Consider the following 11,367-nt stretch of genomic DNA (forward strand, 5'->3'; position numbering starts at 1 on the left):
CGCCCGGACTGACCTCAGGTTTGTTCGGGCGGATTGCGTTTCAGGATTTTGACGTCACAACCTTCGACGGTGAGCCCGTTCCAATCCACCGGTCCTGCGTTGTAGTTGATCAGGAAGGCATGATCGGCCGTCTCGTGCAGTCGCAGGCCTTGCGGCATCCTGCGCAATGTCAAATCGGCTTCTTCCGCCGCCATGGCTATCACGCGATCCCAAAGGTTTGCATCCGGGAAGCCGGCCAAGTACCAGATTCCGTCCCCTGCCTTGAGAGCAGGTGTTCCGTCTTCGAATCTCAGCAAGTCTTTGGCCGTTCCTGACAATCGGTCGATCCAATGCCGCGCCGCGCCGCCACCCTTGACCGCGCGTTCAACCGTGGGCGGCAGAGTTTCGACCAGATCAACATCGCAATCGATCCTTCTCAGACCGGGTCTGCCCTTTTCAGGAATTTGAAAATCGCGGGTGATCGCGCCGCCGCGCGGTCCCAGAATGGCAAGATCGCATCTCTCTGCCAGACGTTGTTCCAAATCAGGATCCATTGTGGCCAAACCGGGGGCAAAGATCACCGAGTAATCACCGGGAATGTCCTTCGCCGAAACAAAGTCTACCGACAGACCGGCCCGTCGCAGCGCGCGGTAAGCCGAAAAAACCAATCGGAAATAATCAAATCCCGCGCCTTGTGGTTGTGTGGTCCACGCCCAGTCCGAGGCGTAATCAAACAGAATGGCCACTTTGGCCTGTATCTGTTGCACCGCGCCCAACGTGTTCAGGTCATCTGCGGTCTGGCGGGCCTCTGCCAGTGCAGCAGCAGGGTGATTGTTCGATGTCAGCAAGCCCGCATGCATTTGCTCTTGCGCAAACGGGGCTTGCCGCCATCGGAAATAACTCACCACCTCGGCACCATGAGCCACGGCTTCCACGGACCAAAGACGCACCATTCCGGGCAGGGGCGCCGGATTATACGGTGCCCAGTTCACCGGGCCGGGTTGTTGTTCCATCACCCACCAACGGCCGCGCCCGACCGCCCGGTAGAGATCATGGTGAAACGCCTGCATGTCCGGATCACCCTGTTGCAAAAAGGCGGTCTTGTGCGCGTCGTCGGCATCCAGCCGGTCCGACAGAAAACCGATCGGATAACTGTCCCAGGTGGCGATATCCAGATCCGCGCCAACCTTGAAATGGTCGAAGTCCAGAATACGGCCCATGTAATTGTGCAAAAGCGGCGCATCGGTCAACGGGCGCAGCGCATCCACCTGTGCTTTGTTGAAAGCCGCGACCTGATCCGAACTGAAGCGCCGGAATGCCAGCACATGAGCCGGGTTCGGCTCGGTCACCGTTTGATTGGGCAGGTCGATTTCGCTGAAGTTGCGATATTCCATCGACCAGAACACATTGCCCCACGCCTGGTTCAGCGTTTCAATTGTTCCGTACCGTTCGGCCAGCCAATGGCGAAATGCCTGTTGGGCAGCTGCGCTGTAGCTGAGAGTGGTGTTGTGACACCCGTATTCATTGTCAATCTGCCACGCGACCACATGCGGGTTCCTACCGAACCGTTCACCCAATATGCGTGCGATGCGGGTAGATTCGTCGATATAGCCTTGATGGCTAAAGCAGTAATGCCGCCGTGATCCGAACTTGCGCGGGTTGCCGTTTTCATCGGCGGCCAGCATATCCGGATGTTTGTCCAGCATCCAGCGCGGCGGTGTTGCGGTTGGCGTGCCCAGCACGACCTTCAATCCGGCTGCTCCGAGTGTCTCAATCGCGCGATCTAGCCATTCGAATTGAAAAACGCCGGATTGCGGCTCGATGCGGCTCCACGCGAACTCGCCAATGCGCACCCATGTCAGGCCTGTTTCGACCATTTGCGCGGCATCGTCTGCCCACATCGCCTCTGGCCAATGTTCAGGATAATAACAAACGCCCAGTTCCGGCTTCATAAGATGACCTTGTGTTCTGCCTGACCCTGACCTGCATTTCGCGCGGCAAAGGTCATGCCGTTGGTCGGTTGGCTGTCTATTGTTTCTGCGTTCAATCCCTGACGGGCCGTTGTGCAGAAAAGCGTATTCAGTTCATCGCCCCCGAAAGCGGGACATGACGTATGGGATGCGTCAAATGCAACGGCCTTCAGAAACATGCCGTCGGCCTTGTATACCGCAATTCGGCTGGCACCCCATTGTGCAATCCAGATATTCCCCTGGGCATCGATGACCGCGCCATCCGGGTTCAGACCTTCTTTGCGCAAATCCAGAAAAACTGCGCTGTCGCCTTCCGGCCACCCGGTTTCGGCGTTCAGACGCCAGCGCCTGACTTGTTTCGTTGCGGTGTCGCAGAAATAGGCCACCGAACGATCGGGGGCAAAACAGATCGCGTTGGAGATTGTCACATCCGGAACCAATCGTCTCAACTCGCCTTTCCAGAAGCGATAGATTGATCCGGCCCCGGGTTCCGCCTGCTTGCCCATTGTGCCGATCCAAAACCCACCCCACGGATCGGCGCGGCCATCGTTTGAACGCGTGACGGGGTTGTCGGCTTCCAGAGGCGTGATCAAGTTCCGCTTTCCGGATTGCAAATCGAGACGCCACAGTCCCGTTTCCGACGCCATAAGAAGCGTATCGCGATCCACCCAGCCCGCGGCCGAAACATTTTCATCGAAGCTCCAGCTTTTGGGCATTCCCCGCTCGCGGGTCATCAGACGTTTGCCTATGATATCGAACCAGAAAAGCTGACGTCTTTCAGGATGCCACAACGGGCCTTCGCCCAACTCGCAGGGGCGGTCGTCAAAGATAGTGCTCATCCGGCGGCCTCGTCATAGGCCGTAACGATATGCCGGGCGCGCTCGGCGATTTCGGCGACATCCATTCCGGGTTTGTAAAGTGCAGAGCCTATCCCAACGCCATCCGCGCCCGCTTTGATCCACTGCCCGAAATTGTCGGGTCCGGCACCGCCAACGGCAAAAACAAGCGAGCCTATGGGCAAAACCGGACGTAAGGCGGCCAATCCCGCCGGACCAGCCATCACCCCGGGGAACAGCTTCAAACCGGTGGCCCCGGCCTTGAGGGCCGCAAAAGCTTCGGTTGGGGTGTAAACCCCCGGCCAGCTTTGCAGGCCTAACGCGGCTGAACGCTTGATGACCTCGGCGTCATAGTTGGGCGATACGATCAACTTGCCTCCGGCGGCCGACACAGCGTCCACCTGATCGACTGTCAAAACAGTGCCCGCGCCGATCAGGGCCTGGTTTCCAAACGCATCAACCAAAGTTCTGATACTGTTGAGCGGATCCGGAGAATTGAGCGGCACTTCGATCCGGTCGATGCCGGCATCGATAATGGCGCGGCCAACGGCTTTGGCTTCGTGCGGTTGCAAGCCACGCAATATGGCGATGATGGGACGGCTCATGCGGTTTGCCTTGTCATGTTTCGGGCCAGCGCAAGCCCGGCCAGAGTTGCCTCGGTGGCGTTTGCGGTTTCCACGAACGCGCCTTGCCGTTGCAGGGCTGTTGCATATGTCTGCGATACGCCTTCTGCTCCGATAATGGCCAGTTGCTGGCCCAGCCAATAGGGCCGTGTCGCGGCCAATTCGGCCCCGATCAACATTCCGGAAAGGCGCGCGCGTGCGGTGGCTTTGGCCTGACCTTGCAGCAAGTCCGCCGCTCGCAAGTTGAAAAGACGCGCAGCCAATTGTTCGGGCTTTGACAACGTATCCGCAACCGCCTCGGCGAAAGCGTCTTCGTCCCAGCCCGGGCCTACAGAGTGCCGCAGCACGGACTGACCACATAGCAGGTCGAACAACTCACCCGTCATGAAGGTACGAAAGCTTACAACCTCGCCAGCGCTTACCTGAACCCATTTCGTGTGGGTTCCGGGCAGGCAGATAACGCCGTCCCAATTCTGGCGCGCGCCCAGAAATCCGGCAATCTGGGTTTCCTCACCCCGCATCACATCCGGCGGGGTTGTCTGTTTCAGACCGGGTATGACATAGGCCCGGATGCGCGGATCTGATCCGGGTACGCGGATCGGGACATCGGGCAAGGGGGCCGACGGCACGGTCGAATAAGGGGCTTCCACCCAGCCTTGGCGTGCGCCGACCATTCCGCAAGCGACCACATCCACCGGCGCGCCGGGCAACCAGTTTTCGATCAAATCCAGCAGGGCGGCTTGAAACCCGTCAGGCCCGACATGCGCCATGCCCTTGTCGGATTGCGCATGGTCCAGCGCAGTCGAACCCTGCATGGCCCAGGCCCGTAAATGAGATGTTCCCCAGTCGACGGCGATCCATTCAGCGTTCATAACATCACCCCGAAACCACGACGCCGCCATCAACAGCCATACATTGCCCGGTCATTGCATGGCTGGCCTTGGACGCCAGAAAAAGTGTTGGTGCTATCATATCCTCGGGCTTCAGGTGCGCTTTCAGACATTGCCGGTCCAAATGCGCCGCCAGATCCTCGGGCGTGGCCCATTTATCCAACTGTTTTTGCGTCAGAACCCAGCCGGGGGCCAGAGCGTTTACGCGGATTTTCCTCGGCCCCAGTTCTCGTGCCAATGACCGTGTCATCCCTGTAATCCCGGCATTCGAGGTCGTATAGATCGGATAGCCAGCATTGCCCATCATGTAACTGATCGAGCTGAAATTGATGATCGACCCGCCATCTTTCATTTGCCGGGCGGCTTCCTGACACGCGAAATAATAGGCTTTCAGGTTCACCTCGATCATCCAGTCCCAGAATTCCGTCGTGGTTTCCTCAAGCGTATGACGTTGGTCGTTGGCTGCATTGTTCACCAAGACGTTCAAAGGGCCATGAGCCTCGGCAGCTTTGGCCATCGTCGCGTGCAGCAGTTCGGTATCCGTTATGTCGCCTTGCAGGAACAGCGGCGCGCGGCCGTGCTTGTCGCGCATCTCTTCGACAAAACCGCTGGCATCCGACCGACCAATGAAGGCCACATTGGCCCCCTGTGCCATGAATCCATCTGTCAGCGCCGCACCAACGCCCGAGCCGCCGCCGGTGATATAGACGGAGGCCCCGTTGAGATCGTGGAATGTAGCTGGTTGGGTCATCAGTGGCTCTCTCTGGTCACGAGGCGCGTGTCTTTGCCAACAAGGAAATCCAGATCCGCCCCCTGATCCGCTTGCAGCACGTGGTCGATGTAAAGTTTTGCATATCCGCGTGTGTAGTGCGGATCATCCGGTTGCCACGCGGCGCGGCGGGCGTTCAGTTCGTTTTCGTCCACAAGAAGTTCCAGTTCGCCGCTGCTGGCTGAAACACGGATGCGGTCTCCGCTTTTGACCAGCGCCAGCGTGCCACCCGCCTGTGCTTCGGGGCTAACATGCAAAATGACGGTGCCATAAGCTGTTCCCGACATGCGGGCATCCGAGATCCGGATCATGTCTCGCACACCCTCTTTCACCAATTTCGCCGGAATTGGCATGTTGCCGACCTCGGGCATGCCCGGATACCCCTTGGGGCCACACCCTTTGAGCACCAGAATGCTCTTGGCTGTGACCGGCAGGTCTTCACGGTCGATATTGGCCTTCAGATCTTCGATGTTGTCGAACACAAAAGCCTCGCCCTCGGTTTCAAGAAGCGCGTCAGTGGCCGCCGAAGGCTTGACGATTGCCCCATTCGGCGCAAGGTTGCCGCGCAGGACTCGCAGGCCCGCAGCGGGCTTTACAGGATCATCGAAGGGACGGATGACGTCCGAGTTGCAACACTCGGCCCCTTCGTAATGTGCTGAGATATCCTTGTTCAGAACCGTCTTTGCCGGGCGCAGGAACGATTTGAGTTCATTCAGTACAACCGGCATGCCGCCTGCGTAGCAGAAGTCTTCCATCAGGTATTTGCCCGACGGCATGCAGTTGACCAGCAGCGGTATTTCGGATCCGATTTCAAAGTTTTTCAGGGTCAGGTCAACCCCGACACGCCCCGCCAGCGCCAGCAGGTGAACCACAGCGTTGGTCGAGCCTCCTACGGCGGCATTGGCGAGGATGGCGTTCTCGAACGCCTCTTTGGTCAGGATGTCCGAGGGCTTGAGGTCTTCGTCGACCATCTCGACGATGCGCCGGCCGGTCATGTGCGCCAGCGCCATGCGGCGGGCGTCGACCGCCGGAAGCGCGGCATTGGTGGGCAGGCTCATGCCCATCGCCTCGACCAGCGACGCCATGGTGGATGCGGTGCCCATGGTCATGCAGACGCCAGCGCTGCGCGACATGCCGGATTCGGCGTTCATGAAATCCTGCAAGGTCATTTCGCCGGCCCGAACCGCTTCGGAAAACTTCCAGACGTCGGTGCCGGATCCGATATCCTGTCCACGGTATTTACCGTTCAGCATCGGGCCTGAACTGACGACGATCGAAGGCAGATCGACTGAAGCGGCCCCCATCAGTTGCCCCGGCGTGGTCTTGTCGCAGCCGCCCAGCAGAACGACCCCGTCAATACCATAGGCGCGGATCGATTCTTCGACATCCATGGCCAGCAGGTTGCGGAACAGCATCGCGGTGGGTTTCATCTGGGTTTCACCCAGCGACATGACGGGGAATTCTACCGGGAAGCCGCCCGCCTCCCACACGCCGCGTTTTACGCCCTCGGCCAGGTCGCGCAGGCCCGAGTTGCAGGGGGTCAGTTCCGACCAGGTGTTGCAGATGCCAATTATGGGTCGTCCGTCAAAAGCGTGGTCGGGAAAGCCCTGGTTTTTCATCCACGACCGGTGGATGAAGCCATCCTTGTCGAGTTTTCCATACCAATGCTGTGAGCGGCGTTTTATCATGTCTGGCTTTGTTTTTCTTGGCTGAAGTTGGATCTGAGTATTTGTAAAATGATGAAGATCAGGCGGCGCGGGCCGGTCGGCACCAGTCGGGCAGCCAATCGTTATGGGCCGTCAGCAGATCCGTGACAAGGTTTCGGATCTGGCGCAGGTCCAGTTCGGCGGCGGTGTGCGGATCCATCATCGCGGCGTGATAGATATATTCGGGGTTTTGTTCTGTCAGGGCCCGAACAGTCAGTTCCTGTACGTTGATCTGGGTGCGCATCAGGGCAATCAACTGCGGCGGGATGTCGGTCACGACAGAAGGCTGTACGCCGTTGCTGTCGACCAGGCAGGGGGTTTCTACCGCCGCGCCCATGGGCAGTTGCGGGATCTGGCCGGTATTGGGCAGGTTGCCATAGGCCATGTAGGGCGTGTTCGTTGCGATCGCGTTCATCAGGTCGGCGGCGAATTCGTGGCTGCGCGTGACATCGATATTGCGCCCGTCGGTCAGGGTCTTGGCCTGTTTCTTCCACATCTCGACCTGCTCGACGCAGCGGGTGGGGTATTCGTCCAGCGGGATCGAGAATTCCTCGATCAGGTCCTGTCGCCCGTCCTTGATGAACCACGGCACGTATTCGGCCAGGTGTTCCGAGCTTTCTGTGCAGAAATAGCCCAGATGATCCATCACCTCGTACCGCACCTTGTTGGGGCAGCGCGGCATCAGCAGCGGTGCCTTCGGGAATTTCCCCGCGTGATAGCCCCGTCGCAGTGCCGGATACAGGTCGCGGCCCTGATGTTCCAGTTTCAGAAAGAATGCCACGTGATTGACGCCCGCGACTTTGTAGCGGAACTCATCCTTTGGCAGATCCAGATCATGGGCCAGTTCCTCGACCGTATTTTGAACCGAGTGGCAAAGGCCCACATGTTTCAGGGAAGGGAAGCGTTCGGCCAGTGCCCAGGTGTTGATGGCCATCGGATTTACATATTGCAGCAATGTCGCGTTCGGACAGAGTTGCATCATGTCCCCTGCGACATCCCAAAGCACCGGAACCGTGCGCAGGCCTCGCATGATTCCTCCGACGCCCAGCGTATCAGCGATGGTTTGACGCAAGCCATACTGCTTGGGGATCTCGAAATCGGTGATCGTACAGGGCTTGTACCCCCCGACCTGAAAGGCGGTGATGACGAAATCGGCCCCGTCCAGCGCCGCACGGCGGTCGGTATGGGTCGAGACAGTCGCCCCGGCCCCGACCGAGCGGATCATGGAGCGCGCAACAGCTTCGCTTTCCGCAAGGCGCTGGGGGTCGATATCCATAAGCGCAAAGTGACTGTCGGCCAGCGCAGGGGTCAACAGAGCATCTCCAATGATGTTCTGCATGAAAATTGTGGACCCGGCACCGATAAAGGTAATTTTGGTCATTTCACAGCTCCGAGGGTCAAACCCGCAATGAAGTGTTTCTGCATCAGGAAGAACATGGCCACCGGTGGCAGAGCCGCCACGATGGAGCCTGCGCTCATCAATTGATAAGCGGCGCGGAATTGTGCGTTGAAACTGGTGATTCCGGCAGTTACAGGCTGGCTTTCCGCGCCTTGCGTCAGGACGACGGCCCAGAAATAGTCGTTCCAGATGAAGGTGAAGATCAGCACGCTGAGCGCGGCGATCGCGGGCTTCATCAGCGGCAGGACCACGTACCAGAAGATGCGCCATTCGCTGATGCCTTCGACCCGTGCTGCCTCGATCAGTTCAAAGGGCAGGGCGCGGATGAAGTTGCGCATGAACAGGGTGCAGAACCCGGTCTGGAAGGCGATGTGAAACAGGACCAGCCCGGTCTTGGTGTTGTAGAGCCCAAGTTGCAGGGTCAGATCCCGAACCGGCACCATCAGGATCTGAAAGGGCACGAAATTCCCAGCCACGAACATGAAAAAGATCCAGAGGTTCGACTTGAACTTGTAAATGCCAAGCGCGAAGCCGGTCATGCAGCTGAGCGCCACCGCTCCGATCACGGTAGGGACGGTGATCATGAATGAATTCAGCAGGTATCGGGGCATGTCCGAATTAAAGAACACCTGACCATAGTTGAAGGCGCCTTCAAAGCTGGACGGCATTCCCCAGTAATTCGCGTTGGTGAAGTCAGCAGCGGGTTTTACCGAGAAAAGAGCAACCGCCAGCAGGGGACCCAGCCACAACAGAAGGGCCAATGGAAGCATGGCTTGATACGTGATCTGCGCCGCGCGGGGTTGTTTTTCGATGGGTTTGGGAAACATCTCAGCGCCCCTTCTCTTCACGGTACATCGACCACAGGAAGTAGGCGATGAAGCACAACATGATCAGGAATAGGATCACGGCGATGGCCGCGCCATAACCCATGCGGAAGCCATATTCGGACAGGGCGACCTCGAACATGTAATAGGCCAGCACGCGGGAGGATCCGAAAGGTCCGCCTTGTGTCATGATCGAGATCAGGTCGAATGACCGTAATGCGCCGATGATGGTCACGACAAACGCGATAAAGGTTGCGGGCCGCAATTGTGGGATGATGATGTGCCAAAGCATCTTCCAACCCTTGGCCCCGTCCAGGCGTCCCGCTTCGATCTGTTCCGGGTCCACAGCGTTCAGGCCGGTGAGGTACAGGATCATGCAATAGGCGGTTTGTGGCCAGAGGCCGGCGAAGATGATGCCGTAGGTCACAAAGCGCTCATCGCCAAGCACGTTCAGGGGACCAAGGCCGAAGAGGTCGAGGAATTCGTTCAGCAACCCGAAGGTCGGATCGTAGAACCAGGTGAACACCAGCCCCACCACGACCTGAGAAATCACGAAAGGAAAGAAAAACAGGGACTTATACAGGCGGATGCCCCAAACTGTCTGATTCAGGAACAGGGCGATGAACAAACCTGCCGGAATCGCGGCCAGGTACAGGATCAGCCAGATCAGATTGTTCTTCATCGAGATGTAGAAAGCATCCCGGTCCACCCATTCCCAATAGAGGTCTTCGTAGTTGCGAAAGCCGACGTATTCCGCAGCGCCCAGGCCGTCCCACTCGTAAAGCGACAGGTTGAAGGACTGGAATACCGGGATAATCACATAGACCAAGAAGAACAGCATCCCGGGGGCCAGAAACAGCCAGGGTGCGATGCGTTGTTGGTTGCGATGGAACCAGCTTTCCTGTTCTGAGGCGTCGGCTGCAACTGTCATGGGAAACTCGGGTCTGTTGGAGCAAGGCGGGTCGGAACCCGCCCTACGATTCAAAGGAGCGTGGGCCGGGCTTTGGCCCGACCCTTGCCTGATCAGTTATCGTAAATACGCTCGCGCGCGCGTTCGAGTTTGGCCAGTATCCGGTCCAAGTTGTCGGGTTTGACCATGAATTCCTGGAAACCTTCCATGGACACTTTGGCCATTTCCGCAGGCGCGTCGCGGTCCCAGAACTGGGCTACCCCACCGGGGCTGTTGGACGAAAGCATTTCAAAGCCCTGTTGCAGGAACTTGTCGTCATCCACAGCGGATTGCGCGTTGACCGGCAATTGGCCGAGATTCGCGCCGTTGTTGATTTCGGTCTGTTCATCAGCAGAGACCACAAAACGCAGGAATTCGCGCGCAGCTTCCTTGTTCGAAGCATTGGCCGGGATGTGGAACGTGTCTGTCGGAGCGTCTTCGGCCAGCTCAACATCGGGATTGATCGCGACGAACTGGTAGAAATCCAGCTGGTCATCTGTCAGGCCCGCATCGCGCAACGGTGCCACTGCGAAGTTGCCCATCAGATAGGCTGCTGCCTCACCATTGACCATGAAGGGCAGCGCTTCCTGCCAGCTGTAGGTCTGGTGGTTGTCGATGAATGCGCCCATGTCGATCAACTGTTTCCAGTTGGCGAAGGTCTGCTTGACCCGGTCGTCTTCCCAGCTGACTTCGCCATTGGCCAATTGCTGATGAAAATCAAAGCCGTTTGTGCGCATGTTCAAGTAGTCAAACCAGCCACCAGCGGTCCAAAGGAACTTGGTACCGATCGTGTAGCAGGCGCGTCCTGAATCGACGATTTTCTGGCAGTTGGACAGTTCTTCTTCCCAAGTAGTCGGCTCGCTCAGGCCCAGCTCGTCGAAGATGTCTTTGCGATAGTAGACACCCCACTGATAATAGGTATACGGCACACCCCATTGCTTGCCGTCGATTGTCAAAGCGCCCTTGGTCGAAGCGAGATTGTCGGCGATCTCGGGCTCGGCCCACAAATCTGAAACGTCCTCGAACAGACCCGCCTCGACATATGGTTTCATACGGTTGGCCGCGTACCACGTGGCCACGTCCGGGGTGTCAGCCGTCAGGAAGTTCCGGATCTGCGTTTTATAGGCTTCTCGGTCGATGACGGTTGTTTCGATTTCCAACCCCGGATGCTGTGCCCCGAACCGTTCGATCATCGCCTCCATCGTCGCGCGTGGCGCCGGGTTCGATGTGTCCAGAAAGACCCGCAGCTCTCCGGTGAGTTCCGCAGCTGCTGGTGCCGCCATCGCGACACCAAGCGCCAGCGCAGCCGTCGTGCGCTTGAAAGTTGAATACATAGTTTCCTCCCTGTTTCTCTCCCACAAGGTTCCAAATAGTGAAACCGTGTTTTATATATTGAAAACTACACATCGACTCGGCTACTGT

The 11,367-nt window shown here is 58.1% G+C and carries 10 protein-coding genes; all 10 read right to left on the reverse strand.

Annotated elements, in window-relative coordinates; genetic code table 11:
* Window positions 1–14 precede the first annotated feature (14 nt).
* Window positions 15–1,931, reverse strand: coding sequence for a beta-galactosidase (locus tag ACR0LI_RS09275; RefSeq protein ID WP_480718390.1), 1,917 nt, complete (start codon window positions 1,929–1,931; stop codon window positions 15–17).
* Window positions 1,928–2,788, reverse strand: coding sequence for an SMP-30/gluconolactonase/LRE family protein (locus ACR0LI_RS09280; RefSeq protein WP_480718391.1), 861 nt, complete (start codon window positions 2,786–2,788; stop codon window positions 1,928–1,930). Before ACR0LI_RS09280 ends, ACR0LI_RS09275 begins: the two co-directional genes overlap by 4 nt.
* On the reverse strand, window positions 2,785–3,390 hold the full coding sequence (locus ACR0LI_RS09285; RefSeq protein WP_480491202.1) for a 2-dehydro-3-deoxy-6-phosphogalactonate aldolase: 606 nt from the start codon (window positions 3,388–3,390) through the stop codon (window positions 2,785–2,787). The genes ACR0LI_RS09280 and ACR0LI_RS09285 overlap by 4 nt, the downstream gene beginning before the upstream one ends.
* Window positions 3,387–4,280 carry a 2-dehydro-3-deoxygalactonokinase gene (locus ACR0LI_RS09290; protein ID WP_480488193.1) on the reverse strand — a complete coding sequence of 298 codons (894 nt, stop codon included), beginning with the start codon at window positions 4,278–4,280 and terminating at the stop codon, window positions 3,387–3,389. The genes ACR0LI_RS09285 and ACR0LI_RS09290 overlap by 4 nt, the downstream gene beginning before the upstream one ends.
* Before the next feature lie 4 nt (window positions 4,281–4,284).
* Entirely contained in the window at window positions 4,285–5,049 is a 765-nt protein-coding gene (locus ACR0LI_RS09295) for an SDR family NAD(P)-dependent oxidoreductase (RefSeq protein WP_480491203.1), read from the reverse strand.
* Window positions 5,049–6,755, reverse strand: a complete 1,707-nt coding sequence (locus ACR0LI_RS09300) for an IlvD/Edd family dehydratase (protein ID WP_480718392.1) — start codon at window positions 6,753–6,755, stop codon at window positions 5,049–5,051. Before ACR0LI_RS09300 ends, ACR0LI_RS09295 begins: the two co-directional genes overlap by 1 nt.
* 58 nt (window positions 6,756–6,813) lie before the next feature.
* Window positions 6,814–8,154, reverse strand: a complete 1,341-nt coding sequence (gene melA, locus ACR0LI_RS09305) for an alpha-galactosidase (RefSeq protein ID WP_480718393.1) — start codon at window positions 8,152–8,154, stop codon at window positions 6,814–6,816.
* Complete coding sequence (locus ACR0LI_RS09310; protein WP_170345350.1) at window positions 8,151–8,999, reverse strand: carbohydrate ABC transporter permease; 849 nt, start codon at window positions 8,997–8,999, stop codon at window positions 8,151–8,153. Before ACR0LI_RS09310 ends, melA begins: the two co-directional genes overlap by 4 nt.
* A gap of 1 nt (window position 9,000) precedes the next feature.
* Entirely contained in the window at window positions 9,001–9,927 is a 927-nt protein-coding gene (locus tag ACR0LI_RS09315) for a carbohydrate ABC transporter permease (protein WP_171636104.1), read from the reverse strand.
* A gap of 92 nt (window positions 9,928–10,019) precedes the next feature.
* On the reverse strand, window positions 10,020–11,279 hold the full coding sequence (locus tag ACR0LI_RS09320; protein ID WP_480718394.1) for an ABC transporter substrate-binding protein: 1,260 nt from the start codon (window positions 11,277–11,279) through the stop codon (window positions 10,020–10,022).
* Between the last annotated feature and the right edge of the window lie 88 nt (window positions 11,280–11,367).

Source organism: Ruegeria sp. CL7 (genome assembly GCF_056536445.1).

Excerpts from the sequence above, each read along its gene's own strand:
- ACR0LI_RS09275 (WP_480718390.1), bottom strand. The coding sequence starts at position 1,931 with ATGAAGCCGGAACTGGGCGTTTGTTATTATCCTGAACATTGGCCAGAG.
- ACR0LI_RS09280 (WP_480718391.1), bottom strand. The coding sequence starts at position 2,788 with ATGAGCACTATCTTTGACGACCGCCCCTGCGAGTTGGGCGAAGGCCCG.
- ACR0LI_RS09285 (WP_480491202.1), bottom strand. The coding sequence starts at position 3,390 with ATGAGCCGTCCCATCATCGCCATATTGCGTGGCTTGCAACCGCACGAA.
- ACR0LI_RS09290 (WP_480488193.1), bottom strand. The coding sequence starts at position 4,280 with ATGAACGCTGAATGGATCGCCGTCGACTGGGGAACATCTCATTTACGG.
- ACR0LI_RS09295 (WP_480491203.1), bottom strand. The coding sequence starts at position 5,049 with ATGACCCAACCAGCTACATTCCACGATCTCAACGGGGCCTCCGTCTAT.
- ACR0LI_RS09300 (WP_480718392.1), bottom strand. The coding sequence starts at position 6,755 with ATGATAAAACGCCGCTCACAGCATTGGTATGGAAAACTCGACAAGGAT.
- melA (WP_480718393.1), bottom strand. The coding sequence starts at position 8,154 with ATGACCAAAATTACCTTTATCGGTGCCGGGTCCACAATTTTCATGCAG.
- ACR0LI_RS09310 (WP_170345350.1), bottom strand. The coding sequence starts at position 8,999 with ATGTTTCCCAAACCCATCGAAAAACAACCCCGCGCGGCGCAGATCACG.
- ACR0LI_RS09315 (WP_171636104.1), bottom strand. The coding sequence starts at position 9,927 with ATGACAGTTGCAGCCGACGCCTCAGAACAGGAAAGCTGGTTCCATCGC.
- ACR0LI_RS09320 (WP_480718394.1), bottom strand. The coding sequence starts at position 11,279 with ATGTATTCAACTTTCAAGCGCACGACGGCTGCGCTGGCGCTTGGTGTC.